At 69.0% G+C, this 26,990-nt stretch carries 23 protein-coding genes and 3 pseudogenes; 12 read left to right on the top strand and 14 right to left on the bottom strand.

Annotated elements, in window-relative coordinates:
- Nucleotides 1–39: 39 nt before the first annotated feature.
- Complete coding sequence (locus tag ACTWQE_RS01375) at nucleotides 40–2,115, top strand: 3-hydroxyacyl-CoA dehydrogenase NAD-binding domain-containing protein (RefSeq protein ID WP_443326901.1); 2,076 nt, start codon at nucleotides 40–42, stop codon at nucleotides 2,113–2,115.
- Nucleotides 2,116–2,642: 527 nt separating this feature from the next.
- Here ACTWQE_RS01375 and ACTWQE_RS01370 read toward each other — a convergent pair.
- The gene (locus tag ACTWQE_RS01370; protein ID WP_443326900.1) at nucleotides 2,643–2,795 is read right to left on the bottom strand and encodes a hypothetical protein; all 153 of its coding nucleotides are present in this window, start codon (nucleotides 2,793–2,795) and stop codon (nucleotides 2,643–2,645) included.
- Nucleotides 2,796–3,179: 384 nt separating this feature from the next.
- Between ACTWQE_RS01370 and ACTWQE_RS01365 the strand changes: the two genes are divergently transcribed.
- The 5 genes and pseudogenes from ACTWQE_RS01365 to ACTWQE_RS01345 form a co-directional block, all read left to right on the top strand.
- A complete protein-coding gene (locus ACTWQE_RS01365; protein ID WP_443326994.1) occupies nucleotides 3,180–6,866 on the top strand; it encodes a nitrate reductase subunit alpha in 3,687 nt (1,228 codons plus the stop codon).
- Nucleotides 6,866–8,521, top strand: a complete 1,656-nt coding sequence (narH, locus tag ACTWQE_RS01360; RefSeq protein ID WP_443326899.1) for a nitrate reductase subunit beta — start codon at nucleotides 6,866–6,868, stop codon at nucleotides 8,519–8,521. Before ACTWQE_RS01365 ends, narH begins: the two co-directional genes overlap by 1 nt.
- A complete protein-coding gene (gene narJ / locus ACTWQE_RS01355; RefSeq protein ID WP_443326897.1) occupies nucleotides 8,518–9,207 on the top strand; it encodes a nitrate reductase molybdenum cofactor assembly chaperone in 690 nt (229 codons plus the stop codon). The genes narH and narJ overlap by 4 nt, the downstream gene beginning before the upstream one ends.
- The gene (gene narI, locus ACTWQE_RS01350; RefSeq protein WP_443326896.1) at nucleotides 9,204–9,944 is read left to right on the top strand and encodes a respiratory nitrate reductase subunit gamma; all 741 of its coding nucleotides are present in this window, start codon (nucleotides 9,204–9,206) and stop codon (nucleotides 9,942–9,944) included. The genes narJ and narI overlap by 4 nt, the downstream gene beginning before the upstream one ends.
- A gap of 160 nt (nucleotides 9,945–10,104) precedes the next feature.
- Nucleotides 10,105–10,262 (top strand): annotated as a pseudogene (locus ACTWQE_RS01345) (IS5/IS1182 family transposase); the annotation flags it as partial.
- Between the two features lie 105 nt (nucleotides 10,263–10,367).
- On the opposite strand, the gene ACTWQE_RS01340 reads toward ACTWQE_RS01345, so the two are convergent.
- From ACTWQE_RS01340 to ACTWQE_RS01310, 7 genes and pseudogenes are all read right to left on the bottom strand, one after another.
- Entirely contained in the window at nucleotides 10,368–11,072 is a 705-nt protein-coding gene (locus ACTWQE_RS01340) for a DUF899 domain-containing protein (RefSeq protein ID WP_443326895.1), read from the bottom strand.
- 465 nt (nucleotides 11,073–11,537) lie between these two features.
- A pseudogene (locus tag ACTWQE_RS01335) lies at nucleotides 11,538–12,485 on the bottom strand (LysR family transcriptional regulator).
- Between the two features lie 55 nt (nucleotides 12,486–12,540).
- A complete protein-coding gene (locus ACTWQE_RS01330; protein ID WP_443326993.1) occupies nucleotides 12,541–13,197 on the bottom strand; it encodes an NADPH-dependent F420 reductase in 657 nt (218 codons plus the stop codon).
- Between the two features lie 159 nt (nucleotides 13,198–13,356).
- Nucleotides 13,357–14,883 carry an MFS transporter gene (locus tag ACTWQE_RS01325; RefSeq protein ID WP_443326894.1) on the bottom strand — a complete coding sequence of 509 codons (1,527 nt, stop codon included), beginning with the start codon at nucleotides 14,881–14,883 and terminating at the stop codon, nucleotides 13,357–13,359.
- Between the two features lie 241 nt (nucleotides 14,884–15,124).
- Nucleotides 15,125–15,274: a hypothetical protein gene (locus ACTWQE_RS01320; protein WP_443326893.1), complete on the bottom strand. Its 150-nt coding sequence runs from the start codon at nucleotides 15,272–15,274 to the stop codon at nucleotides 15,125–15,127.
- A gap of 26 nt (nucleotides 15,275–15,300) precedes the next feature.
- Nucleotides 15,301–15,687, bottom strand: coding sequence for a TetR/AcrR family transcriptional regulator (locus tag ACTWQE_RS01315; protein WP_443326892.1), 387 nt, complete (start codon nucleotides 15,685–15,687; stop codon nucleotides 15,301–15,303).
- A gap of 3 nt (nucleotides 15,688–15,690) precedes the next feature.
- Nucleotides 15,691–16,386: a type 1 glutamine amidotransferase domain-containing protein gene (locus ACTWQE_RS01310; RefSeq protein WP_443326891.1), complete on the bottom strand. Its 696-nt coding sequence runs from the start codon at nucleotides 16,384–16,386 to the stop codon at nucleotides 15,691–15,693.
- Between the two features lie 686 nt (nucleotides 16,387–17,072).
- Between ACTWQE_RS01310 and ACTWQE_RS01305 the strand changes: the two genes are divergently transcribed.
- Nucleotides 17,073–17,915, top strand: coding sequence for an alpha/beta fold hydrolase (locus ACTWQE_RS01305; RefSeq protein WP_443326890.1), 843 nt, complete (start codon nucleotides 17,073–17,075; stop codon nucleotides 17,913–17,915).
- 402 nt (nucleotides 17,916–18,317) lie between these two features.
- Here the strand turns inward: ACTWQE_RS01305 and ACTWQE_RS01300 are convergent, their stop codons facing one another.
- Nucleotides 18,318–18,722 carry a VOC family protein gene (locus ACTWQE_RS01300; RefSeq protein WP_443326889.1) on the bottom strand — a complete coding sequence of 135 codons (405 nt, stop codon included), beginning with the start codon at nucleotides 18,720–18,722 and terminating at the stop codon, nucleotides 18,318–18,320.
- A gap of 216 nt (nucleotides 18,723–18,938) precedes the next feature.
- Nucleotides 18,939–19,517: a TetR/AcrR family transcriptional regulator gene (locus ACTWQE_RS01295; RefSeq protein ID WP_443326888.1), complete on the bottom strand. Its 579-nt coding sequence runs from the start codon at nucleotides 19,515–19,517 to the stop codon at nucleotides 18,939–18,941.
- Nucleotides 19,518–19,585: 68 nt separating this feature from the next.
- Between ACTWQE_RS01295 and ACTWQE_RS01290 the strand changes: the two genes are divergently transcribed.
- The gene (locus ACTWQE_RS01290; protein ID WP_443326887.1) at nucleotides 19,586–20,419 is read left to right on the top strand and encodes a class I SAM-dependent methyltransferase; all 834 of its coding nucleotides are present in this window, start codon (nucleotides 19,586–19,588) and stop codon (nucleotides 20,417–20,419) included.
- A gap of 100 nt (nucleotides 20,420–20,519) precedes the next feature.
- Here the strand turns inward: ACTWQE_RS01290 and ACTWQE_RS01285 are convergent, their stop codons facing one another.
- A complete protein-coding gene (locus ACTWQE_RS01285; RefSeq protein WP_443327002.1) occupies nucleotides 20,520–20,924 on the bottom strand; it encodes a hypothetical protein in 405 nt (134 codons plus the stop codon).
- Between ACTWQE_RS01285 and ACTWQE_RS01280 the strand changes: the two genes are divergently transcribed.
- Nucleotides 20,818–21,942: a lipase family protein gene (locus ACTWQE_RS01280; protein ID WP_443326886.1), complete on the top strand. Its 1,125-nt coding sequence runs from the start codon at nucleotides 20,818–20,820 to the stop codon at nucleotides 21,940–21,942. The genes ACTWQE_RS01285 and ACTWQE_RS01280 overlap by 107 nt on opposite strands.
- On the opposite strand, the pseudogene ACTWQE_RS01275 reads toward ACTWQE_RS01280, so the two are convergent.
- A pseudogene (locus ACTWQE_RS01275) lies at nucleotides 21,906–22,353 on the bottom strand (IS5 family transposase); the annotation flags it as partial. The gene ACTWQE_RS01280 and the pseudogene ACTWQE_RS01275 sit on opposite strands and share 37 nt — an antisense overlap.
- A 101-nt stretch (nucleotides 22,354–22,454) precedes the next feature.
- Here ACTWQE_RS01275 and ACTWQE_RS01270 point away from each other — a divergent pair.
- Nucleotides 22,455–23,417, top strand: coding sequence for a quinone oxidoreductase family protein (locus tag ACTWQE_RS01270; RefSeq protein WP_443326885.1), 963 nt, complete (start codon nucleotides 22,455–22,457; stop codon nucleotides 23,415–23,417).
- 55 nt (nucleotides 23,418–23,472) lie between these two features.
- On the opposite strand, the gene ACTWQE_RS01265 is transcribed toward ACTWQE_RS01270, so the two are convergent.
- On the bottom strand, nucleotides 23,473–24,108 hold the full coding sequence (locus ACTWQE_RS01265; RefSeq protein WP_443326884.1) for an FMN-binding negative transcriptional regulator: 636 nt from the start codon (nucleotides 24,106–24,108) through the stop codon (nucleotides 23,473–23,475).
- 456 nt (nucleotides 24,109–24,564) lie between these two features.
- Nucleotides 24,565–24,984 (bottom strand): erythromycin esterase family protein, encoded by a 420-nt coding sequence (locus ACTWQE_RS01260; RefSeq protein WP_443326883.1) that lies wholly within the window; start codon nucleotides 24,982–24,984, stop codon nucleotides 24,565–24,567.
- Nucleotides 24,985–25,847: 863 nt separating this feature from the next.
- Here ACTWQE_RS01260 and ACTWQE_RS01255 point away from each other — a divergent pair.
- A complete protein-coding gene (locus ACTWQE_RS01255; RefSeq protein ID WP_443326882.1) occupies nucleotides 25,848–26,192 on the top strand; it encodes a hypothetical protein in 345 nt (114 codons plus the stop codon).
- Between the two features lie 416 nt (nucleotides 26,193–26,608).
- A complete protein-coding gene (locus tag ACTWQE_RS01250; protein WP_443326881.1) occupies nucleotides 26,609–26,779 on the top strand; it encodes a hypothetical protein in 171 nt (56 codons plus the stop codon).
- Nucleotides 26,780–26,990: the final 211 nt, after the last annotated feature.

Genomic DNA, 26,990 nt, shown 5'->3' with positions numbered 1-26,990 from the left:
GTTGATCACCGAATTTCGTTCAGGGAGTGGTGCCGCCCCATGTCCACCCAGTACAGCGTCGTAGGACGCACAGCGATCCTCCGCCTCGACAACCCGCCGGTCAACGGGCTCGGGCACGCAACGCGGCAGGGCATCGTGCAGGGTCTGCACCGTGCCCTCGACTCGGACGACGTCGATGCCGTCGTGCTCACCGGCCGCGAGGGATGCTTCTCCGCCGGGGCCGACATCTCGGAGTTCGGGACGCCCAGGACCACCGCCGCACCGCCCCTCGGTGACGTCATCGCGGCACTGGAGGACGCCGTCAAGCCGGTCGTGGCCGCCATCGACGGCACCTGTTTCGGCGGCGGACTGGAACTTGCGCTGGGCGCCCACTACCGGGTCGCGACGTCGGGCAGCAGGATCGGGCTCCCCGAGGTGAACCTCGGGCTGGTCCCCGGCGCCGGCGGCACCCAGGGGCTGCCACGCGTCGTGAGTGCCGATGTCGCGGCGGACATGATCACCAGCGGTGCGCCCCGTACGGCGCGGGAGCTCGCAGACCTCCAGGGACAACGGCTGTTCGATCGGGTCGTGGACGGCGACGTGATCGCAGCGGCAGTGGAACTCGCGGTCGAGATCGCCGCGGTACGGCCGCTCCCGCGGGTCCGGGACCTGAGCGTGGAGAACGCCGGCGCGGCCTCGATGAACGCGGTGCGGGAGCGCCTGCGTCGGCGCGGCCGCGGATTCCTGGCGCCGGCGGCGGCTCTGGCTCTGGTCGAGGTGGCGGGTACCACTCCGTTCGAGGAGGGGCTGGCCGAGGAACGGAAGACGTTCCTGGAGTTGATGGACGGCGAGCAGTCGGCCGCGCTGCGTCATGCGTTCTTCGCCGAGCGGGCCGCCCGCAAGGTCCCCGACGTCCCGCGCGAGACGGCGGCGCGGACGGTGGACACGGTGGCGGTCATCGGTGCCGGGACGATGGGCGGCGGCATCGCGATGAACTTCCTGGACGCCGGGATTCCGGTCGTCATCGTGGAGTCCAGCCAGGAGGCGCTCGACCGGGGCTTGGGCATCATGCGCCGGAACTACCAACACCAGGTCGACAAGGGGAAACTGACGCCTGACGGGCTGGAACGGCGTATGGCGCTCCTGACACCGACCCTGGACTATGCGGATGTGTCGGACAGCGACCTGGTCATCGAGGCGGCCTTCGAGGACATGGACGTCAAGCGTTCGGTGTTCACCCGGCTCGACCAGGTGGCGAAGCCCGGCGCGGTGCTGGCGTCGAACACCTCGACCCTCGACATCGATGCGATCGCCGCGGTGACCGGGCGCCCCGCGGATGTCCTCGGCATGCACTTCTTCAGCCCTGCGAACGTCATGAAACTGCTGGAGATCGTGCGCGGGGCGGATACCGCGGACGACGTGCTGGTCACGGCGATGGCGGTGGGACAGCGGATCGGCAAGACCGGCGTGGTGGCCCGGGTGTGCGACGGCTTCATCGGCAACCGGATGCTGGCCAAGTACCGGGATGCGGCGATGGATCTGCTCCGCTCGGGCGCGACACCGGCCGAGATCGATTCCGCCGCGGAGAACTTCGGCTTCGCCATGGGCCCGTTCCGGACGGCCGACCTGGCGGGCAACGACATCGGATGGGCGATCCGCAAGAGGCGCTACGCCGAAGACCCCGGCATGCCCCGCGAGGAGATCTCCGACGCCCTGTGCGACATGGGACGGTTCGGCCAGAAGACGGGTGCCGGGTGGTACGACTACGAGCCCGGCAGCCGCCAGGCGATCCCGAGTCCCGTCGTCGAAGACCTGCTGGCTTCGTTCCACGAGAAGCGTGGCACCAAGGGCCGCACGTTTGAGGCGGACGAGATCGTGCAGCGTCTCGTCTTCGCCCTCATCGACGAGGGCGCGCGCATCCTCGAGGAGGGCATAGCCCTGCGCGCCTCGGACATCGACGTGGTCTACATCGCGGGGTACGGCTTCCCCAGGTATCGCGGCGGACCGATGTTCTACGCCGACACGGTGGGCGCCGCACAGGTGCTGGCCAGGCTCAGGCGCTTCCACGAGGGCGACGGCTGGGAGCCCGCGCCGTTGCTGGTGGAGCTGGCCGCCGAGGCCGGGACGTTCAACTGATGAGGGGCCGGAGCCAGTTGGCCGTCGGCCGCGGATGACTGGGGCGGGGCTCCGGCGCCAGGCGCTTCCTCACGGCGCCGGCTCCCCGGCGTCCGGCCGCCCCGCGCCAGTTCCACCGTGCCGGCGGAACTCCGGCCGCTACGGCGGACGGTCTCGGCGTTTGTGAACCACCCCCTCCGGGACCCCTCGTCCCAAGCAGTCAGCGGCGCGGAGCACCGTTCGACGACCCCCGCTCCGCAGACTGCATCTGGATCCCGCTGCAGGCGCGGCCTGCGGTAGGGGATGCTTGGCAGCGACGTCTGGTCACAGGAAGTGGACGCAGCGGCGGCCCCCCCCGCGGACGACCGCCCCCTACCGGAGACCTCTGCAACCTCATCACCCGACTCGGCCCAGAACTCCCGCTCGGGATTGCGGCGCTTCCACGGCGAGCTGCGTCGCCTCCGGCACAAGGTCGGCGCGGCGACCGTACCCTGCTCCGCCCCGCCGGGACTTGGCCTGCACCTGCCTCCCATCGGAGTCGGCAGGAATCACGCAACGTCGACGAGTTGCGACGGCACCTCCTCGAGCGGATCGAACGTCAGATGCTGCGTGACTCGGTCGATCCTGGGGAGCAGGGGAGCGCGCGCTGCGGGCAGGTACGCACCGGCGAACACGAAGCGCGGCGCCACGTCGACAACCACCGGCATCCGCCTGGCCCGCAGCCGTCGTGCCCCCAACGTCACCCCCGGGCCAACCAGGGCCACCGGCCAACACGCCGTCATGGACCTCACCAACAAATACCGCAGAGCCAACCGGCCATTTACCAAAAAAGCCACCTCAGGGATGGTCGAAGCATTCTGGAGGGCTACGCGCGAAGCTTGCAAGGGGTCGGAGGTGTAAACACGGTGTTACGGCGAACGCACAAACATCATCCCCATTATGTGCGCATTTCCAGGGCATGCGGGTGGAAGCCTTGTAGCGCATTAACTTGCCGTTTACGGTAAGCCCGCGGAGCGCAGGGCGTGTTCACGGAAATATCAGGAGAGGCGGGGCTCGTGTCCGATTCCTCGAATGGCACATCCGGCATACAAGGGAGCACGTCGGACACCGATTTCGAAGATTCCCTGCTCCGCATTGGCGGGCATTTTCAGCGTGGCGAGACCTCGGCGGACCTGCGGACGGTGCACAAGATCGGCGGCAGGTCCGCCGACGTCTTCTATCGGGACCGCTGGGCCCACGACAAGGTCGTGCGGTCCACCCACGGGGTGAACTGCACCGGTTCCTGCTCCTGGAAGGTCTACGTCAAGGACGGGATCATCACCTGGGAGGCGCAGCAGACGGACTACCCGTCGATCGGCCCGGACAAGCCCGAGTACGAACCGCGCGGTTGTCCGCGGGGCGCGTCGTTCTCCTGGTACACCTACTCTCCCGCACGGGTCCGTTACCCGTACGTGCGCGCGACGCTGCTCGAGCTCTACCGCGAGGCCAAGCAGCGGCTGGACGATCCGGTGCTGGCCTGGGCCGACATCGTCGACGACCCGGAGAAGGCTCGCAGATACAAGTCCGCACGCGGCAAAGGCGGGTTCGTGCGGGCCGAGTGGTGGGAGGCCGCCGAGATCGTCGCCGCCGCGCATGTGCACACGATCAAGCGGCACGGGCCCGACCGGGTCGCGGGGTTCTCGCCGATTCCCGCGATGTCGATGGTGAGCCACGCGGCGGGGGCCCGGTTCATCTCCATGATCGGCGGCTCGATGCTGTCGTTCTACGACTGGTACGCCGACCTGCCAGTGGCCTCGCCTCAGGTGTTCGGTGACCAGACCGACGTTCCGGAGTCCGCCGACTGGTTCGACGCGGGTTATCTGATCATGTGGGGTTCCAATGTCCCGGTGACCCGGACACCTGACGCGCACTACATGACGGAGGCGCGCTACCGGGGCCAGAAGGTCGTGGTGGTCTCCCCTGATTACGCGGACAACACCAAGTTCGCCGACGAGTGGCTGCCCGCGCGGCCGGGCACCGACGCCGCGCTGGCCATGTCCATGGGACACGTGATCCTCAAGGAGTTCTTCGTCGACAGGGCGACCCCGCGGTTCACCGACTACGTCAAGCGCTACACCGACCTTCCGTTCCTGGTCACCCTCACCGAACGCGGCGACGCCTACGTTCCCGGCAAGTTCCTCACGGCCGCCGACCTGGGCGAGACCGGAGAGGGCGCCGAGTTCAAAACGGTGCTGCTGGACGCCGACGGCGCCCCCGTGGTCCCCGGTGGGTCGCTCGGTCACCGGTTCACGGATTCCGGACGGGGCCACTGGAATCTGGATCTCGGCGAGGCCGACCCGATGCTGTCGCTGTATGGCGGCGACAGCGACGCCGACGCCGATGCGGTGACCGTCGGGCTGCCCCGGTTCGACGGTGCCGACACCGCAGATGCGGGCGTCCTGCACCGCGGCGTGCCCACACAGATCGTCGGCGGGCAGCGGGTGACCACGGTGTTCGACCTGCTATTGGCTCAGTACGGCGTCCACCGGCCGGGGCTTCCCGGCGACTGGCCGGCCGACTACGACGACGCGTCACAGCCCTATACGCCCGCCTGGCAGGAGCCGATCACCGGAGTGCCCGCGAAGGCCGCCGAGCGGATCGCCCGCGAGTTCGCCGACAACGCCGAGCGGTCCGGCGGCCGGTCGATGATTCTCATGGGCGCGGGTACCAACCACTGGTTCCACTCCGACCAGATCTACCGCTCGTTCCTGGCGCTCACGATGCTCACCGGCTGCAAGGGGGTCAACGGCGGCGGCTGGGCCCACTATGTCGGCCAGGAGAAGTGCCGACCGATCACGGGCTGGGCGACGCTCGCCTTCGGACTGGACTGGCAGCGGCCACCGCGCCAGATGCAGGGCACGGTGTATTGGTACCTGGCCACGGACCAGTGGCGCTACGACCCGTTCACCTCGGAGGCGATGGCATCGCCGCTGGCCACCGGGCGCTTCGCGGGACGAACCGCGGCCGACAACATCGCGCTTGCCTCTCGGTTGGGCTGGATGCCGAGCTACCCGACGTTCAACCGTAATCCGCTGGACCTGGCCGACGAAGCGGAGCGATTGGGCAAGGACGGCGCGCAGCACGTCGTGGACGGTCTGAAGTCCGGGCACCTGCGCTTCGCTTGCGAGGATCCGGACTCACCGGAGAACTTCCCTCGCGTACTGACGGTGTGGCGCGCCAATCTGCTCGGCTCGTCCGCCAAGGGGAACGAGTACTTCCTGCGCCATCTCCTCGGCACGGATTCCAACCTGCAGGCGACCGACCGCGAAGGTGTCCGGCCCGAGGAGGTCACCTGGCGGGAGGAGGCACCGGTCGGCAAGCTGGATCTGTTGCTGTCGCTGGATTTCCGGATGACCAGCACCACGTTGTTCTCCGACGTGGTGCTGCCCGCGGCGACCTGGTACGAGAAGCACGACCTGTCCAGCACGGACATGCATCCGTACGTGCACGCCTTCTCCCCGGCCATATCGCCGCCGTGGGAGTCCAAGACCGACTTCGAGGCCTTCCACCGGATCGCACGCGGCTTCTCCTGGCTCGCCGCGAAGCATCTCGGCACGCGCAAGGACATCGTCGCGGTGCCGCTGACGCATGACACCGCCGACGCCACCGCGCAGCCGGGCGGCCGAGTGCTCGACTGGAAGGCAGGCGAGTGTGAGCCGATACCGGGCAGGACGATGCCCCGGCTGGTCGTGGTCGAGCGTGACTACCCGGCTGTTGGCGAGAAGATGGCCGCGCTCGGCCCGCTGGTGGACACCCTCGGTCTGACCACGAAGGGCGTGACGGTGCACCCGGACGCGGAGGTCGAATACTTGGGGGGCGTCAACGGTGTCGTCCCGTCCGGAGTCGCCGCGGGCAGGCCGTCGCTGGCCAAGGACACCCATGCTGCAGAGGCGATCCTGGCGCTGTCGGGCACCACCAACGGCAGGCTCGCCACCGAAGGGTTCCATGCCCTCGAGCGGCGCACGGGCACGAAGCTCGCCGACCTCGCGGCCGAGAACGAGGCCAAGCGGATCACCTTCGCGGACACTCAGGCCCGGCCGGTGCCGGTGATCACCTCACCGGAATGGTCGGGCAGCGAGACCGGCGGCCGGCGCTATGCCCCGTTCACCATCAACACCGAGCGGCTCAAGCCGTGGCACACGCTGACCGGCAGGCAGCACTTCTTCCTCGACCACGACTGGATGTTCGAACTCGGTGAGCAACTGCCGGTCTTCCGGCCGCCGCTGGACATGACGGCGCTGTTCGCCGAACCCGCTGTCGGCGCGACCGGCGAGGCCGGGGTCACCGTCCGATACCTCACCCCGCACTCGAAATGGTCGATTCACTCCGCGTACCAGGACAACCTGCACATGCTGACGTTGTCCCGGGGTGGGCAGGCGATCTGGATGTCCGATGTGGACGCGGCGAAGATCGGCGTCAAGGACAACGACTGGATCGAGGCGGTCAACCGCAACGGTGTCGTGGTCGCGCGGGCGATCGTGAGCCACCGGATGCCCGAGGGAACCGTGTTCATGTATCACGCCCAGGACCGGGCGGTCGATGTTCCGCGCACCGAGAAGACCGGCAAACGCGGCGGCATCCACAATGCGCTCACCCGGTTGATGATCAAGCCGTCGCATCTGATCGGCGGCTACGCCCAGCAGTCATTCGCGATCAACTACCACGGCCCGACCGGCAACCAGCGTGATGAGGTCACGACGATCCGGCGCAGGGGCCAGGAGGTGCGGTACTGATGAGGGTCATGGCACAACTCGCCATGGTGATGAACCTGGACAAGTGCATCGGCTGCCACACCTGTAGCGTCACCTGCAAGCAGGCGTGGACCAACCGCGGCGGTGTCGAGTACGTCTGGTTCAACAATGTGGAAACCCGGCCGGGGCAGGGATATCCGCGCCAGTACGAGAACCAGGACAGGTGGCGGGGCGGCTGGGAGCTGTCCAAGCGCGGCAAGCTCCGGCTGCGCACGGGGTCCCGCGTCAAGCGGCTGCTGAATATCTTCGCCAACCCGGATCTGCCCACGGTGTCGGACTACTACGAGCCGTGGACATACGACTACGAGAACCTGCTGTCCGCTCCGCCGTCGGACACCACGCCCGTCGCCCGGCCCAAGTCGCTGATCACCGGCGAGGACACCAAGGTCACCTGGGGAGCCAACTGGGACGACGACCTGGGCGGCGGCCCCGAGCAGATCGGCCGGGATCCGGTGCTTGCCAAGGTGTCCGAGCAGGTGAAGCTCGAGTTCGAGCAGACGTACATGTTCTATCTGCCGCGGATCTGCGAGCACTGTCTCAACCCGTCCTGCGCGGCGTCCTGCCCCTCCGGCGCGATCTACAAGCGCAGTGAGGACGGCATCGTCCTGGTCGACCAGGACCGCTGCCGCGGCTGGCGGCAGTGCGTCACCGGCTGCCCGTACAAGAAGATCTACTTCAACCACAAGACCGGCAAGGCCGAGAAGTGCACGTTCTGCTACCCGCGGGTCGAGGTCGGCATCCCGACCGTCTGCTCGGAGACCTGTGTCGGGCGGCTGCGCTACATCGGTGTGCTGCTCTACGACGCCGACGCGGTGCTGGAAGCGGCCTCGGTCGAGGACGACCAGGACCTCTATCCGGCCCAGTTGGGTGTCTTCCTCAACCCGCACGACCCGCGGGTGATCGCCGAGGCCGAGCGGGCGGGCATCTCGAGCGAGTGGATCGAGGCGGCGCAGAACTCGCCCGTCTACCGGTTGATCGTCGACTACCAGGTCGCGCTGCCGCTGCATCCGGAGTACCGCACGATGCCGATGGTCTGGTACGTGCCCCCGCTCTCGCCCGTCGTGGACGTGCTCGGCGAGACCGGACATGACGGCGAGGACGCAGGCAACCTCTTCGGCGCGATCGACGCGCTGCGCATCCCGGTGCAGTACCTGGCTGAGCTGTTCACCGCGGGCGACGTCGGGCCGGTCCGTGCCGCGCTGCAGCGACTTGCCGCGATGCGCTCGCATATGCGCCGGGTCAACCTCGGCGAGCCGACCAAGCCGGAGATCGCCGAGGCGGTGCGCCTCACGCCGAACGAGGTCGAAGCGATGTACCGCCTGCTGGCGATCGCCAAGTACGAGGAGCGCTACGTGATTCCCAGCGGTGCGGGCGCGGACGCCCACCGGCTGGACGCGGTCGCCACGGGGTGCAGCCTGGACGGCGACGGCGGGCCGGGCATGACCGCGTTCGATGCAATGGCGGAGAAGTTCCACCTCACCGACACCAATGGCGCAGCGCCCGAGGACAAGCGGACGCGCATCAACCTGCTCGACTGGGACGGCAAGTCCGCCGACGGCCTGTTCCCGGCCCCCGAGGAACCGGGCCGCTCCGACCATGACGCCGAGCAGGAGCCCGCGGCGGAGGGCGTCCGATGAGCCCGCTCCGGCTGGGCAAGCGAGGAACCCGGAACTCACCGGCCCAGCACCTGTCCGAACGGCAGCGGCGGATCGTGTGGCGGATCGCCGGGCTGCTGCTCGACTATCCGACCGGGCAGACGCCGAACCTGCTCGAGGAGATGGCGGCGGTGGCAGGGTCCGTACCCGCGCCGGCGGGTCCGGCCCTGGTGTCGTTTGCGGACAGGGCTCGCGGGATGCCGCCGATGGAACTGGCCGCGCACTATGTGGAGACCTTCGACCTGCGCCGTCGCAACTGCCTGCATCTGACGTACTACGCCTACGGAGACACCCGCAAGCGTGGCATGGCGCTGTTGCGGTTCAAGCACGCCTACAAGACGGCAGGGGCCACGCTGGGCGACCACGAACTCCCTGACCATCTCGCCGTGGTGTTGGAGTTCGCCGCGACCATCGACCCCGCGTCCGGTCGGCGACTGCTCCTCGAGCACCGGCCCGTCGTGGAATTGCTCCGGCTGTCCCTGGTGGCCAGTGAGTCGCCGTATGCGGATGTGCTCGACGCGGTGTGCGCGACCTTGCCCGAACTCAACACGGCCAACCGGCGCCGGATCGCCGAACTCGCCGCACAGGGGCCGCCCGAGGAGGAGGTCGGTCTGGAGCCGTTCGCGATGGATCCGACGACGCAGCGGGAGATGGGAGGACGCCGGTGATCACCTTGCTGTGGCTCGCCGCACCGTACGTGGCACTCACCTCCTTCGTGCTCGGGCATGTCTGGCGCTACCGGCACGACCAGTTCGGCTGGACCACCCGGTCCTCGCAGCTCTACGAGAGCAGGCTGCTGCGGCTGGGCAGCCCGCTGTTCCACTTCGGGCTGTTGGCGGTGATCGGCGGGCACGCGATGGGCCTCCTGATACCGGCGAGCTGGACCGAGTTCGTCGGCATCTCCGAGGGGACGTACCACCTCGTCTCGGTGTCAGCAGGCACGCTGTCCGGGCTGGCCACGGTCGCGGGCCTGGCGATTCTGCTCTACCGCCGGGTCACCGTGCCCGCCGTGCGCAAGGCCACCACGACCAACGATGTGGTCATGTACACGCTGCTGGCCGCCGCCATCGCGACCGGGATGCTCAACACCGTCGGCAGCAACCTCATCGGAGGCGGCTACGACTACCGCGCCACCGTCGCACCGTGGTTCCGCGGCCTGTTCTCGCTGAACCCACAGCCGGAACTGATGGAGGGCATTCCGATCAGCTTCCAGGTTCACAACCTCGTGGTGCTCGCCCTGCTGGCGTTCTGGCCGTACACACGTCTGGTGCACGTGTTCAGCGCGCCGCTGGGCTATCTGGTCCGGCCGTACGTGGTGTACCGCAGCCGAGACCCGAAGGGCCCGGACGCCCGCCGCTATGCGCGCGCATGGGAAACACCGAGCCCCCCGTCCACCCGGCGCTGACCCGGCACGTGCCGAAAACTTCGCCGGCGCGGCCCGGGAAGCGGTGCCGCGAACTATCCTGACACCTATTCACGTGACGGCGCTGCTCGCCACCGCGGATCGATCTGCCGCTGGTCCTGGCTCGACGGCGGGGCTATCGGACCACCCGTGGGGCCGCGGCGGACCGCGTCCGGTCGAAGGAGTCGATCAAAGGCGCGACCGCGGAGGCTCGGAGATCCACGTGTCACCGAGCGGACCGGTCTGCCCCTCTCGAGAGGCATCCCGGGTGCGAACCTGCACGACAGCGAGGCCCTGGAGACCCTCGTCCGCGGCATACCCCGAAAGTCCGCACCAGCGCAGATGCGCTATCTGGTCAAGCAGCTCAAGGCACCGGGCCGGTCGCCCACGCTCAGCCGCCAGATGAAGGGCTCAGGCACGCCGGCCTCAGGGAGTTCGGGCCCCCCGCTCCTTTGGCGGCTCGGCGTCCTCGCCGTATTCGTCGTGCCAGTTCCACCACTCGTACGGCGGGGTCTGGGGGTAGCCCTCGGGCGAGTCCTCCCATTCCTCCTGCCGCCCGAGCGCGGTCATGTCGAGGTAGCTCCAGGTGTTCCCCAACGCTTCGTCGCCGCGGCTGTTGATGAAGTAGGTGCGGAACACCCTGTCGCCATCGCGGATGAACGCGTTCGTGCCGTGCCACTCGTCCACGCCGAAGTCGGTGTCGAACTCGTCGGTGATGGTGTACCAGGGCATCGTCCAGCCCATCCGCACCTTCACACGCTCGATGTCCGGCTGCGGCCCGCGTGAGGCGAAGACGAGGGTGGTGTCGCGGGCGTTCAGATGGGCGAGGTGGGCGACGTGGTCGGCCACCATGGAGCAGCCGCGGCAGGCGTGGTCGGGCCAGCCGAACACGCCGGGCTCGAAGAAAGCGCGGTAGACGATCAGCTGACGACGCCCCTCGAAGAGGTCGAGCAGACTCGCCTTACCCTCGGGTCCGTCGAACTCGTACTCCTTCTCCACCGCCAGCCACGGCATCCGCCGACGCTCGGCGGCCAGTGCGTCACGGGCGCGGGTCAACTTCTTCTCTTCCAGAAGCAGCTGCTGGTGCGCAGCCTCCCACTCTTGCAGCGAAACGATCGGGGGTGTCTTCATCGTGACGTTCACCTTCCAGTTCGGTCCGAGCTGATGCGCCAGGCCAGGGGAGTGCTGGGCGCCGCTCAGCAGGGCCCTCTGCATCCAGGGTCGGCCGCCACCGACACGGGCGCACGCCCAATGCGCAATAAATCGCACAAGCGCTCTCATGAATGCATCGCCCCCTCACTTCCCCGACGACCTGGTCCGGCTTCAGCGAGAGCTGGCCAGCACGTACGAGACGCTCGCCGCCCCGCGCCCCCCGGCACGCCACAGGGCTGCGCCGTCGGCTACTGGAACTCTCCGCACGGCTGCTGGTTCACCCGTATGGGCTTCCCGGCCCGGCCGGGCGTCGACAGGCCGGGCGTCGACAGGCCGGGCGTCGACAGGCTGGGCGGAGCTGCGCCACCATGCCCGCGCTCGACGCGGCGTCGGGCAGCCCGGACCCTCACGGCATGCCGCTCAGTGGTGGGGGAACCGCGGGAGTCACCAGGTGCGGCCCGCCTCGAGGAGGAGGTCGCGGACCCGGGTGACGTCGGGGTTGTCGGGCCTGCCGGGGCGCTGGACGAGGTAGCCGGTGTTGATGGGCGGGTCGTCCGGTTCGTGCAGGGGCACGAGGGCGCCGGAGGCGAGTTCGTCCTGGCACAGGAAGCGGGGCAGGACGGTGAAGCCGGCACCCGCGGCGACCGCGGCGAGTACGCCGCGCAGGTCGGGGACGGTGACGGCAGCGGGGCAGGACAGCCGGGTGCCGAAGACGTGGCGCCAGTAGCGGCGGGCGATGGGCAGGTCCTCGGCGTAGGTGACCAGGGGGACGGCGTGCAGCGCGGCCGGGCCGTCGGCGGCCAGCCGTTCCGTGAGGCGGTCGGCCCAGGCGGGCGCGGCGACCAGGACGAACTCCTCGTCCATCAGCGGCACGGCGGCCAGCGCCCTCCCGCGCGGCCGGACGGTGGCGATCACCAGGTCATAGCGTCCGGCGCGCAACTCCTACAGGAGCGGGTCGGTCAGGCCCGTGGTCACGCGCAGCCGTACTCCGTCGGCCGCCAGCGGGGCGAGGGTCGGCAGGGCGCGGGTGCACAGCAGTTCGGCAGGCCCTGCCAGATGGACGGGGGCGGCCGGCTTGTCCGGTGCGGTGTCGTGCCCGGCGGCGGCGAGCATGTCGAGGGGCGCGGCCACACTGGCCGCGAGGTCGTGGGCGACGGGTGTCGGGGCGACGCCGCGCGGCAGGCGCTGGAACAGCTCGCGGCCCGTCTGCCGTTCCAGCGCGCGGATCTGGGTGGTCACCGTGGGCTGGGACAGGCCCAGCAGTCCTGCGGCGGCGGTGAAGGAACCGGAGCGGTACACAGCCAGGAAGGTGCGCAGCAGGTTCAGGTCCGGTTGGGGTGCAGCAGCGGACTGCCGTACCCCGATCGGGCCATCGGGATCCTTATGTCTCACGAAGGAATTCTATCTGATCCCTATGGCAAGGCGGGCTGTGGCGGCATCCGGAGCCTTACGCCCGGAACGCTGCCGGACGCTTGGGGGACGCCTCGGCCAGGGCCTTCGTGACCGCGGCGGCGCCGCCGCGCAGGCCGTGGACGGGGGTGCCGGGCTGCTGGCGCCAGAAGTCGTCGATGCCGTCGGCGTCCACGGTGTCGAAGCCGAGCTCGTCGATGAGGCCGCGGACGATCTTCTTGGCGGCCTCGTCGTCGCCCGCGACCGGCAGCGCCATCCGCTCGGGGTCGTCCTTCGGGCGCGGCTTGTCGAGGATGTCCTGGGCGTAGGTGCCGTTGAACGCCTTGATCACCGGGTGACCGAGGTGCTGCTGGGTCCAGCGGCTCTCGGTGAGCCCCTCGTCCTCGATGGTGGCGATCCTCCCGTCGCGCTGCTTGGGGTAGTAGTTGCCGGTGTCGATCACGGCGAAGCCGTCGTCGGCCCCGTCGAACAGGCCGGACGGAAGGTCGGGGATGTTCTTGAGCGGGATGGTGACCACAACGATCTCGGCGCCGCGGGCGGCTTCGGCTACGGCTACCGGGGTGGCGCCGGTCTCCTCGGCCGGCGCGGTCAGGGTGTGCGGGCCGCGGGAGTTGGCGACGGCCACGTCGTGGCCGAGAGCGGTCAGCCGCCGGGTGAGGTTGCCGCCGATGTTGCCGGCGCCGATGATGCCGATCTTCCTGGGGAGTCTCCTTGGGTCGGGGTGGGTGGAGAGGGCGGGGTGCTGTGCCGGGCCGTGTCACACGGTGTCGAGCGTTCCTTTCATGTGAGCTGGACGGGCTGAACCGGCGGGGGACGGGCCTGTTCAGCGCGAGGGATGTGCCGACCGTCAGGGTCAGTTGCCGGTGGTGTTCAGCGGAGCAGTTTGCGGCGGTGCCGACGGAGCCGGGAGGCTGTTGGCCGGTTGCGACCGCAGCACGACGCGGCTGGGTGCCGTGCGGTTGAAGTCGAGGCCGGTGAGGGCGACCAGGGCGATGAGAGCGAAGGCCAGGGCACCGAGGGTGAAGACGACGCTGTACTGCGTCTCGGCCGGCAGCGCAGGGGTGCCGGGCGGGAGATGGGGCAGGGTGTTGGCGGCCAGCAGGGTGGTGATGACGGCCGATCCTGCGGAGCTGCCGACCGAACGGGCGATGGAGTTGATGCTGTTGGCGATGCCGCTCTGGTGGGCAGGCACGCCCTTGGCGATGAAGGCGGGCAGGGCGGCGAAGCCGAAGCTGACGGCGGTGCCGGTAAGGATGCCCGCGCTGACGACGGATGCGGTGCTGCCGTGGGCGAGGGCAAGCCAGACGAAGCCGGCAACCCCCGAGGCGGCGCCGGCAGCAAGGGTGACGCGGGCGCCGATGCGGCGCACCAGGGTGCCGCCCAGCTGCGCGGCGATCAGTGAGGCGAGGGTGCTGGGCAGCAGGTAAGTGGTCGCGGCGCCCAGCACAGAGGCGGAGAAGCCGTAGCCGGCCAGCTCCCTGGGGGTCCGGGCCAGGAAGGCGATGCCGATGAACTGGGTGAACATGCCGAAGCCGAGCAGCACACCGGCGATGTTGGTGAACAGCACCGGCCGGAGCACGAACATGGTCATGTCCACCATGGGCTCGCTGACGTGTCGCTCGACGACCACCCAGACCGTGGCCATGACGGCCGCGGCGGCGAACAGGGTCAGGGTGCGCGGGGAGGTCCAGCCCCAGGTGTTGCCCTGGGAGACGGGCAGCAGGAACAGGACGAGGGCGGCCGCCAGGGTGGCCGCGCCGGCCCAGTCGGTGCGTCCGCCAGTGGTCTCGCGGGAGGGCGGGACGGCGGCGATGACGCTGACGAGAGCGATCAGGGACAGGGCGGTGGCCATCCAGAAGACGCGGTGGTAGTCGGGATCGGTGCCCTGAGTGAGCAGGCCCGCGCCGACCAGGGCGAGTCCGGCGCCGACCGCGAGGGTGCCGCTGACCAGGCCCATGGCGCCGGACAGCCGGCGGGGCTCCAGTTCATCGCGCAGCACGGACAGGGCCAGCGGGAAGATCGCGGTGGAGGCGCCCTGCATCGCCCGGGCGGTCAGCAGCAGGGGCAGGGAGCTGGTGGTGGCGCCGAGGACGGAGCCGGCCACGGTGACCAGCAGGATGCCGATGAGGACGGGGCGCTTGCCGCGCATGTCCCCGAGCCGCCCCAGCAGCGGGGTGAAGACGGCTGCGGACAGCAGGGTGGCCGTGGTCAGCCAGCTGGCGGTGGAGGCGGTCAGGGACAACTCGTCGCGGATGATGGCCACGATGGGCACGACCAGGGTCTGCATCATGGCCACGACCGTGGCCGCGAGGCCGAGGATGAGAACGAGCCCGTATCCAGCGCCGGCAGGCGCGGTCAGAGAACGGTGCTTGGACGGCATGAGAGCGTATTTCGAGGTGAGGTATCCGGCGGGCCGGGGGTGAGGGACCGGAGGGGCGGCGGTGCCGCCCTGGCCGTTCCGCGAGGGCGGCAGGGACTGGCTGGGGCAGTTCAGTGCAGGGGCACGTCCAGGCGGGCTTTGCAGTGGCTGAACCCGCTGGAAAAGTGCATGGCTGAGCTCCACAGAGAGAAAGACAGGGAAACGAGGAAAACGGGGGAAACGAGCGCCTCGGGGCGCGCGGTCAGCGGGTCGCCACCGGGGCGCCCAGCAGGCCGGACAGGAGCGCGTCGCTCGCGGGCCCCAGCAGCAGCCGGCCGTCGCCCACCGACTCCAGCCCGATCACCAGGACGATCGCGATATCGGCCGCCTCGCCGGGCGAGATACCGCCCACGGCGCCGGCCTCGCTGAACAGGCCGATCAGCAGGCGCCGCAGGCCGGCGGTGAAGGCGGTGCAGATCCCGCCGAACAGCGGGGCCTTTGCGTCGAGAAGTTCGGCGGTGTGCGCGGAGTCCCCGGAGAGCTGGAGGACCAGGTCGAGCTTGGCGGCCAGGACGCCCCGGACGCCTCGGCGTACGGGACGTCCCAGGCGGCCGCCGCCTGCCGGGCGCGCTCCAGTGCCTGGGCGTGCAGGCGGTGGGCGAGCTGCCGGAAGGCGTCGTCCTTGCTGCGGACGTACTGGTAGACCGCTGACCGGGACATGCCCATGGCGGAGGCGATGTCATCCATCGTGGTGCGCCGCACGCCATACCGGGTCGGACAGTCGTAGGTGGCGTCCAGGACCTCACCCAGCCGGTCAGCGCCCACGGCTCAGGCCAGCTTCTTGAGCAGTTCCGCGGCGACCGGGGTGGAGGAGACCGGGTTCTGGCCGGTGACCAGGTTGCGGTCGACGACCACCTTCGGCGCCCACGGCTCGCCCGCCTGCACCCGCACGCCCGCCTCCGTCAGGCGGGTCTGAAGCAGCCACTTCGCCTTGTCGGCGAAGCCGGCCTGCGCTTCCTCGGCGTTGGTGAACGCGGCCACCTGGTAGCCCGAGAAGGCGTTGGATCCGTCGGTCTTCACGGCCGCGAGCAGGGCGGCCGGCGCGTGGCAGACCACCCCCAGCGGCTTACCCGCCTCCAGGGTGTCGATGAGCAGCTCGCCGGAGGTGGCATCGACGGCGAGGTCCTCCATCGGGCCGTGACCGCCGGGGTAGAAGACCGCGGCGTAGTCGTCGAGGTTCACGTCCTCGAGCTTGATCGGGTTCTGCAGCTCACTCATCGCGGCGAGCGTGTTCGCGATCTTGTCGGCGTTCTCCTGGCCGCCGTTGACCTCGGCGGCGAGACTGGCCTTGTCCACCGTGGGGACGACGCCGCCCGGGGTGGCTACGACGATCTCGTGGCCGGCGGCCCTGAACGCCTCGTACGGGGCGACGGCCTCCTCGGCCCAGAAACCGGTCGGGTGCTTGGTGCCATCAGCCAGCGTCCAGTAGTCGACGCCGGTCATCACGAAAAGGATCTTCGACATGGTGTTTCTCCGAGGATACGGGCCCTGCTGACCTGGGCCCGGAGGGGTGGGTTTGCGTATCGCGCGCTCCAAGGTGCTGCGTCCGCTGACACTCTGCGATCACTGACGCTTTGCGATCACTGACGCTTTGAGTGCAGATCGTCAGAGCGGCGATGTCCTCGACATTAAGCCGTAGTCCGATAGGTATCCAATGGGGAATCCAATGCCTGGCATTGGAACTCCAATGGCTCTTCGGGAATGGGAATCAGCCGCGTACCCGGCCCTTCCGTACGCTCCGCAGCCGCCTGTCCACGTGTCCCAGGCCACCGTCCTCGACCAGCGCACGATCTTGGCAGGGCGGATCGAGGGACGGAGCCCTTTCCCGCCGGCAGAGGGCACCCCTGCATTCGGTCCTGACTTGAGCGGCTTCAGAGCCGCACGAGCCTACGTACAGGCGCTTGCGGGCTGCCTGCGGGCCGGACTGATCGGCCGGAAAGGACGGAGGCAGAGCTTACGAAAGCGATACCGAGGGTTGACATGCCGATAACAGCCACGCAAAATCGCTGCCAATCGGCCATGCCGAACAGTGTTCGGATCCGGGAGTCGCCCGTAAGGCGTGCCGCTCCAGGCGCCATCCACCGTCGCGACGGGTTCACCAGTCCTGTCCCCGCCCTACCGTCCCTTCCCCCCGTCCAAAGAGGAACAGCATGCCTCCGCGCCTCCCCACGATCCTTACCGCCGCCGCTCTCGCGGTCAGCGCCGCCGTCTTGTCGCCCGCTTCGCCGGCCACCGCCGACACCACCGACATCTCGCCGCCCGGTGCCAATGACTGGTCCTGCGAGCCCACCGCCGAGCATCCCGAGCCGGTCGTGCTGGTCCACGGAACGTTCGAGACCATGGCCAAGAACTGGCCGACCCTCAGCCCCAGGCTGAAAAATGAGGGGTACTGCGTCTTCGCGCTGAACTACGGCGGCAACGCCATGGGACCCATTGCCCAGTCGGCGAAGGAACTCGAGTCGTTCGTCGGCGCGGTCATGGGGGCAACGGGCGCCAAGAAGGTCGACCTGGTCGGGCACAGCCAGGGCGGAATGATGCCCCGTTATTACATCAAGTACCTCGGCGGCGCGACCCAGGTCGACGACCTGGTGGGGATCGTTCCGTCCAACCACGGCACGGAGGGCGTGATCGCACCGCCGCCCGAGTTCGAAAACAGCGAGAACAGCGAAAACAGCGCCTGTCCGGCCTGCGACGAGCAACAGGCGGGGTCGGAGTTCCTGACCGACCTGAACGCGAAGGACGAGACGCCGGCCGGTCCGTACTACACCGTCGTCACCACCAGATACGACGAGATCGTCACGCCCTATACCAGCGCGTTCCTGAACGGCTCGGACCGCGAGGTCACCAACATCACTCTCCAGGACCGCTGTCCGCTCGACCCCATCGAGCACGACCAGACGCCCAACGACCCGGTCGTCCACCAGTGGGTCCTGAACGCGCTCGAGCGCAAGGGCCCGGCCGACCCGGCCTTCGTGCCATCATGCGTCGGCTGACGATGCGGCCTGCTCACGCCTGCTCGCTCCAGACGGTCTTGCCGTCGACAGGCGCGTCCTTCCCCCTCGCGCTCCACGCCGCCCTTCTCATGGGACCTTCCTCACCGGGTGCAGTAGAACGCCGAGAAGCCATACCACGATCGGAAAGCAGCCCAGCGGGCTGACTCCGTGCGGGAGCGGCCGAACAACACCTGCTTGACAGCCGGTTTCCCGTTGTCATAGCGGATACGAACCGTTGGCACCCCGTCCAGGACGGAAATGCTTTCCACGTGCCCTTCCAGGAACGCCTCTTGCGAAGCGGTGGCACAGAGACGGTGGACAGCCTTACCCGCATACGACATCCGCAGCGTGAACAGCACGCACTACGGCTGGCCAGGGGCCTGCCCCTGGCCAGCCACTGCCTCATGATGCCGTCGGATGCTCCTCGTGGCTGCCATAGGGCCGCGTGATGATCTCCATGCCGTGCCCGGCCGGATCCATGAAGTACAGGCCGCGCCCGCCGTGGTGGTGGTTGATCTCTCCAGGCTTCTTCAGATGCGGATCTGCGTAGTACGTGATCCCGGCCTGCTGGATACGCGCGAAGGCCTCATCGAACTCCTCATCGGAGACGAGGAAGGCGTAGTGCTGCATGACGATCGACTCCGCCGGGATGGCGGCGAAGTCCAGGGTGACCCCGTTGGTGGTGGCCACTGGAATGAACGGGCCCAACTCGGTCCCGACCTCGAGCCCCAATATGTGCGCCAGGAACTCGGCCGACTCCCGGTTGTCCCGGGCATGGATGATGGTGTGATTCAACTCGACTGACATGTGTGGAATGCCTCCGCAAGGCAATCTCACGGGCACCTCCATGCCTCACCCAGCCGGTGACCGACACGCGATGCCGTGCCCATGATCCTAAACAACACCGCTCACGGCGTCGAGAGCCGGATCCGAGGAGCCGCCGATGACGCGACCCCACAACGTCACCAACCCGCCAAACGGACTGAGAACCGGCGACAGTTGAATACGTGAGTCCACCAGTAATCAGGGGCGGATGACCGTGGTCACGACCTTGCGGACGGCTCCGGCCTCCGGCGGGGTGCCTTTCCGGTCGGCGAACAGAAGGTGTCCCGCTCCGACCAGCGTGGGAGCGAGCGTATTGATGTCGGCGTCCGGCGCGATGCGGCCCAGTTCGCGCTCGGCCACGAGGTAGGAGGCGATCACGGCCGTGGCTTCCGTCATGATCGGGATACCGGCCACCCCGGCCTGGCGCAACCGGGCGCGCAGGGCGTCTCGGGAGGTGACGAGAGCGACGATCGCGACAGCGACCGGCCCGAAAAGATCTGTCAGCGCGTCGGTGAGGTTGTCGGCGACGGTTCCGGTCCCGGCGGATTTGCGCAGGGCGGCGGCCTGGTTGTCGACCCGGGCGATGCGGTCCATGACGAGGTCGGCGAGGAAGGCGTCGAAGTCGGCGAAATGCCGGTGCAGGACCCCCTTGGCGCAGCCGGCCTCCGTGGTGACCGCCCGGCTGGTCAGCGCGCTCGACCCGTCCCGGAGCAGAACGCGCTCGGCCGCGTCGAACAGCTGCTCGCGCGCGTCGCGAAGTGCTGTCCCTGTCGGCACCGTCATCTCCTCATTCCCTGGCCAAGTACGTCGTTGAAGAGTGGGCATGTGCCCACTACAGTGGGCGCATGCCCACTGTACCGCCTGAAGAGGCGCGCCCATCCGAGCACGAGCCCCATCGGCACCGAGAGATAGCCGAGTCATTCGGCACGGACGCCGAACGCTACGACCGGACCCGGCCCCGCTACCCCGACGCCCTGGTGGGGCGGATCGTCGCCGGCATCCCCGGGCCCGACGTCCTCGACGTCGGCTGCGGGACCGGCATCGCCGCCCGGCAGTTCCAGGCGGTCGGCTGCCGGGTGCTCGGGGTCGAGCCCGACGCGCGTATGGCCGACCGGGCGCGGCAGACCGGGGTTGAGGCCGAGGTGGCGACGTTCGAAGCCTGGGACCCTGCGGGGCGGGAATTCGACGCGGTCGTCGCCGGGACGGCCTGGCATTGGGTCGACCCGGTCGCGGGAGCCACCAAGGCCGACCAGGTACTGCGGCCCGGCGGCCTGCTGGCACCGTTCTGGCACGTGCCCCAGCTCCCTCCCGACGTGGCGAAAGCCGTCGCCGCCGTCTGTGAACGGGTGATGCCGGACGCGCCGTTCAACTTCCGGGCGGCGATGACGACGCCGGCCGTGGACGGGTACCAGACGCAGTTCACCCGGGCTGCCGACGGGATACGGCAGGCGGGCGGGTTCAGCGATCCGGAGCAGTGGCGATTCGACTGGGAGCGGTCCTACACCCGCGCCGAGTGGCTGGAGCAGATGCCTACTCAGGGCGCCTTCACCCGGCTCCCCCCGGACAAGCTTGCGGAGGTGCTGGACGGCGTCGGGGCTGCCATCGACGGGATGGGCGGCAACTTCACGATGCCCTACGCCACGGTGGCCGTCACCGCGACGCGAACCGGCGCCGCCTGACCCGGGTTCGTTCTCGAGGTCGACGGATCCCAGCACTTCACCACTGGCGGATGACCGGACAGCGCCAAGTACGCAGCCGGCATGCGCGGCGACCGAGGCCTCAAACTCCCTTGGATACGAGGTATTCCGCTTCTGTGCCGACGAACTCCAGAATCGCCAACACGCCCGCACCCTGCTCCAGCAGTTCGTCGTAGACCTGTTCCGACGGTTCGACGTGACCCCCTACACGGATTGAATCGCCTTCCACCGCAGGGCTGCTCCCCACCCAGTAGTCCTGCCTGCGCCCGGCTGGTCCAGGACGGTCAGTGATCTCGGCCGCGCCGACAGGCTGAAGGAGCATTCCAACCTGCCGGCCGCCGCGCCCGGACCGGCCGCCGAGGGGGCCGAACTCCGCGGGGATGTGGGTACGGGCGCCGCGCCACCGGGCCTCGTCCGCCCGGGTACGCCAGGCGTCGACATGCCGTCGGATCCGTACGTCGGAAACGGCGGAAAGTAGATTGCGCACGACCGTCCGGTGGGTCGGGGGACATCTGAGGGAGTTGAGCATGCCGACGCAGCAGAGCGCACCGGCGACGCGTCAGGTGGCGATGACTCTGGCCGCGATCGCGGCGACCGCCGCCACCCCGCGCCCGTCGGGGGAGTCGGTCGCCGAACAGTGCACCCGGGTACTCCTGGGCATCAATCAGCAGCTTGCCAACCCCGACCTCGCCACCCAGGGCGACTGGAGCCTGCTGTGGGCCGCGCTGAGCGAGGACAACGCGAACATGGCCTACTTGGCCAAGTCCACCGACGGCTCCAACCAGTTCGCCGTGGTCCTGCGCGGCACGGTGGGCAACGTGACCGACCTGCTGGAGGACCTCGACGTCGGCACGGTCGTCCCGTTCACCGCCGTCGGCTCGCCGCCGAACGGTCCGGCCTACGTCTCCAAGGGCGCGATGGAGGCGTTCAGCCAGGCCATGGCCATGAGCACGGCGGGCCTGACCCTGGTGCAGGCCCTGTCCGGCGCCCTCGCCACGGTCCCGGCGAACCCGACGGTCCTCGTGATCGGCCACAGCCTCGGCGGCTGCCTGGCCACCATGGTCGCCCCCTACCTCCAGACGCTGACCTGGCCCGGTACCACCGCCCCGGCATTCGGCCTCTACACCTTCGCCGCCCCCACCGCCGGCGGCCCGGACTTCGCGAGCTATATCACGGACTCCCTGTCCTGGGCCGTCAACGAACGCTACGTCAACTGCTACGACGTGGTGCCGCTGGCCTGGACCAGCCTCGACACCGCCAAGGGCTGGTATCCGGGAAAGGGCCCGGCGGCCGACTTCGACACCCGCGCCGTCATCACGGCGATCGCCTCCCTGCCCGGCCCCAACGCCTACGCCCAGCCCGGTCCCTGCAGCCCGCTGAACAACGGTTACGACACCAACGACCCGAAGCTGCAGCGGAAGTCCCTGCAGGATTTCATGGGCCAGGCCGATTTCCAGCACGCCAACAACTTGCGCAGGTGCTCGCGGATCGCTCGGGACGAGTAGGCCTTGTCCGCCAGGACCACGTCCGGTCTGGTGCGCGGACGACCACGCTGTCGCGGAACGCGCAGGCGGGCCATGACGTCAGCGAAGGCGGGTGCATCGCCGGCTTGTCCGGCGGTGAGAACGAACGCGAGGGCCGACAGCGGGCATCGGCTGCGAGGTGGATTTTAGTGGTCAGCCCGCCGCGGGACCGGCCGATGGCGTGGTCGGCTGGTTCGCCGACCGGGGCCCCTTTTTGAGGGCCCCGGCAGCGTGCTGGTGAGCTCGCACGATCGTGGAGTCCACCGACACGGCCCAGGCCAGGTCCTCATCGGCGTCGGCCGGGGCCATCAGCGCGGTGAAGACCCCGTCCCACATGCCGTCGATGGCCCACATTCGCAGCCGGTTGGCCTGCGTGGTGATGCCCAACTCGTGAGCCGTCGTGCTGGCGCCGCCCTGCGTGGCGAATGCCCCGCCGTGATCGCCTCGTGCCGCGTAGGTTGGGGGGAACAGTGATCATTGTGGGAGGGGCATTCATGCGTGCCATGCGGTTCGAGCGGTTCGGTGGCCCGGAAGTCCTGGCGGAGGCCGACGTGCCGGATCCGGTGGCGGGGCCGGGCGAGACTCTGGTCCAGGTGGAGGCCGCGGGTGTCAATTTCGGTGACATCAAGCAGATCGCGGGCGAGCACACGGACGGTCCGTACGCCCCCCAAGGCCCGCTGCCGCGTATTCCGGGCATGGAGGTCGTCGGCCGGACCGCGGCCGGCCAACGAGTCCTCGGCTATGTTCTGCAGGGCGGTTACGCCGCGAAGACGGTCGTCGCCGACCGCGACCTGGTCGCGTTACCAGAGGGGGTGAGCGCGGGCGAAGCGCTGGCGCTTCTCGTGCAGGGGTTGACGGCGTGGCATCTGCTGCGGACGGTCGTGCGCGTCAGGCCCGGTGAGAGCGTGGTGGTCCATGCCGCCGCGGGCGGGACGGGCAGTCTCGTCGTCCAGTTGGCCCGGGAGTTCGGGGCAGGACGGATCATCGCCACGGCGTCGTCCGAGGAGAAGCGCGCCTTTGCCCTCGAGCTCGGCGCGGACGCGGCGATCGCCGGAGACGCGGAGGGCTACCGAGAGCGGGTCCTCGACGCCAATCACGGACGCCCGGTCGACATCATCCTGGACGCCATCGGCGGCCCCGTCCTCGACTCGGCCCTGGACGCACTCGGATATCTCGGCCGTCTGGTGACCTACGGCGCCTCGTCCCGGCAGGCAGCCTCCGCGATTGCGCCGGGCCGGCTCGCGGTGGACAGCATCACCGCCGCCGGCTTCTGGCTCATCCCGCTCATCGCCCGGGCCGGTGCCGGCGGTGCGGCGCTGGAGGAGCTGCTCGACCTCACGGCGCGGCGTCGCCTGCGGCCGCTGGCCGGCGCGGAGTATGACCTTGCGCGGGCCCGCAACGCGCACGAGGACCTGCTCGGCCGTCACACGAAGGGGAAGCTGGTCCTCCGCCCTTGAAGCTAGCGTGGTCGAGCCGGTTTGCCCTTCACATGGCGGATCCAGCGGCGCGTGTTCAGGGCCGACGGGCGAAAGGGGCGTTGACGCGCACGGCTGCCGCGCAGGCGGCGTCGCCGCGGGCGGCGAGGCCATCGATGACTCCGGCGAGGTCGGCTTCCGGCCTGTTCTGGCTGAGCTTGAACTTGGCGTGGACGCGGCTGATGGCCAGTTCGATCCCGACGATCGCGCGCAACTGTCCGGCGACGAAAGCCTCCGGGGCGTCGTCGACCGACCAGGGGTGCGGGCTGCCCGCCTCATGCCGTTGCGTCAGCCGGCGAACCAAGCTGCCGACCCACGCGGGGTCGTCGTGGACTGTCAGCTCACCGTAGACGTGGGCGGTGACGTAGTTCCACGTGGGCACGACCCGGCCGTGTTCGGCCTTCGACGCGTACCAGGACGGCGTTACGTAGGCGTCCGGGCCGCGGACGATGACCATTGCCTCGCCCAGCACCGGCAGGCGCCACTGGTCGTTGTTACGTGCCAGGTGTCCGAGCAGAGCGCCCCGCTCGCCGGCTTCGGGGTCGTAGACGAACGGCAGCAGTGTGGAGAGCAGACCTTGGTCAGTCGCGGTGACCAGGTCGGCGGCGCCGTGCTGCGCCAGGAGGTCGTGGACGGCCGACTCTTCGGCTGCGAAATGGGCGGGCACATGCATGGGGCAACCTTACGCGGTGGTCGAGCAGCATCACGTGCAGCCGCATCGCCGCGGAACCGAAGTGCACCAGCCGCCCCGTGGCCGCCGACCACCACCATCCCGGCGCCAGCCGCTTCCCCTTGCGAACTGGGAACGGCCTCAGCGGCGGACATTGCTCGAAGGCCACCTCGGCGGCAGCCTCAGGCCACCACAAGTACTTCGCCGCCCGCCCCGCCTCGAAGAACAACACGTCGACTGGCCCAACATCAGTCGGTGCTCGGTGTATTGATCATGAGCGGTGTTGACACAGCGGAGTCTTGAACGATGGGGGAGGCCTCCGGTGTGGTTGAGGTGTCTCGTCTTCACCGCACAACGGAGGCCGGCCGTCCTTCAGGCGGCCCAGGTCGGTGTCGGGTTCGCTGTCCCGCAGGGCGGCGCGGGCAAGGGGAAATGACGACCTCAGGTGCCATGAGCCTGTCAGTCGGAGCTGCCCAGCTCCCGGCGTACGCCCTGCTCCGACGCTGCGGTCGTGTCCGCCAACAACTCCGCAGCTCTGACCCGGTGCAGGTGAATGACGATGTCGTGCGAGCGCGCCAACGCGACGTCGTGCACCGGACCGGGCGCCGGTCCGGGGTAGTCAGTGCCGATGTTCCGCGTGGGACGAGATGCGGCGAACCAGGCACGCGCGGCGTCCGGCGCGGTGCGCGTATCCACGACATAGTCGCGGTAGCGCACCCGGTCCAACGTGTACTCGTTGCTGCCGGGCCGCGCCGGACCCAGGGTGAAGGTCCTCACCTGCCCATCAGGCCCTGTGGCGTTGAACGAGCCCCGGTCGAAGGTGAACCCCATGCTCACAAAGCGCCTGCCGAGCCGGTCACGCAGAAACGCTCCCTGCATCTTGGGGTAGTTCCGCGGATCAGGGTCTCGTAGGCGACGTGCGCGTTGTGCGCCGACACCAGAACCTTGTTATCGGTGCAACAGTGCCGGTACGAAAGCCGGCCGGTGTCGTGTCATGCGGAAAGAATCCCCTCGGCCGGGAACTGCAGCCATCCGGCGAGCTCTCCGTTTCCGGGTGGGGATCACCTCACCTCTGGTGACCCTGGGCGTGCGCTGGATTGTCTCGGTGATCTGAGGTCGTCTCAGGTGAGACCCTGGCCGCCACCGGGGCGAGGGCCACGGCGCGCATCAGCGGGTGCCCCTCCCTGCCGCGAGAGTGTCGGCGGCCCGGGTGTTCACCAAAGGGCGGATCTGCAGCAACCCCTCGATCGCCACAGGCACCGCCCTTCATGATCCAGTGCGCCCCCGCCCTGCGTCCCTCAGTACCCGGTGCTCACCTCACCGATGTGGGCGGACAGGTCCCGAGGACGCTGGGGCGCGGGCGGGGCAGTGGAGTGGCCTCCTTCCCCGCCCGCGCCGGAGGTGGATCCGCGGGCACGGGGGGAACCCTCGGATCCGTCCGTGCCGATGACCACCTCGGCACAACTACTTCTGCGCCCTCGGCTGATCAAATGTCACGCTCGCAGGTTCGAGCATGTGACGGAAATGCCCATAGGTGCTTGTATCGGACGTATCGCGGTGCCTGGGTAACGCGGCAGCGCCCGTGGGACGCAGACATACATGCGGGATTCCTCCGCGGCCCGTGTGCGTGCTACGGCAGAGAATGTCTCCGGGGAACATTGCCCGGGTCCGTGGCCGCTCTTCCTTGCCGTCAAGGCGATGTACGCGTCAGATTGGGACCCCTAGTGAGCAACACCGACCCCATGCCCGGACACCAGGCCTACGCCCCGGCCCAGGGCAGCCGGCACCGCTACCACCGCAACCGGGAGGGGGCCGGCCCACCGCGGGCAGCCCTGTTCATCCACACGATTGCCGACATAGCCGCCGGGTTCCTGGGCCTGTGGATCCTGCTGTACCTGCTCGACGCCAACCAGGCCAATGTCTTCGTCGACTTTGTGCACGGCATGGCGGACTGGCTGGCCTGGTGGTCGCAGGACATTTTCACCATGGATACAGAGGGCCTTCGCGTTCTCCTCAATTACGGCTTGCCCGCTGTGATATATCTGCTGCTCGGTCATGGGGGCGCTGCGCGGATACGCCGAGCCTGAGGGAATTCAGGACCCGTTCGGAATTTCGCGGAGACGCGCTCGCAAATCCCGTCGGGTGATGGTCCGAGAGCGCCCTGTACACGGTGTCGGTGAGGCCGGCTCTCGGCTTTGGCGCTGGGCCGTAGGGAACGAGCATCGAGAACCTCAGGCGCCGACTGGCGGTGTTCCCCATCCGCCATTGACGCTCCTGAGGACCGGCCACCGAGGGGCGCTCCGCCGTCGCCCTGGTCCGTGCCGGTTACACGACAGCAGCCGGCGTACCGAGGCCGTGTCATGGCCGTTCCCGCCCTGGCCCCCTCGTGCCTGCCTCAGAGCCGCGCGACTGCGCAATTCCCCCGACGAGAGTCATAGGGAGCCTACGCCAGGGCCGTCAGGCGCCCCCAAGAGTTACGAAACGCCAGTAAAGGATCAATACTGTGACCGGCAACTCCACCGGAGCCGACAACCCGCCGATCTATGAGGATTTGGTGCGCCAATGCGGTGACGTCCTGACGGAAGCACGCGTGGCAGCCGACCGGGCGCAGCGCCAGGTGACCGAGGTACTGAACCGCTACGACCTGGGCCATCCGGAGCACCCTCTGGAGTGACACCGCTCAATTCAGCATCACTGTCGTCGGCCGCTGGCGCTGCAACGCACCCCCGTGGAACCGTTTTCGTCGGCCATGCTGCGGTCGGCTCGGACCGTGCGGCTGCGCCAGACTCGTTGCCCCTCCGAGTGACAGTCACCGCGGACGCCGTGGCGACGGGAGTTCGCGGCATGCCAGAGTCGAGGGTCTCCTCCATCCGTCCTACAGTTTG

This window comes from Streptomyces sp. 8N706 (assembly GCF_052245415.1).
Lineage (GTDB): Bacteria > Actinomycetota > Actinomycetes > Streptomycetales > Streptomycetaceae > Streptomyces.
This window is presented reverse-complemented; position numbering and strand designations above follow the sequence as displayed.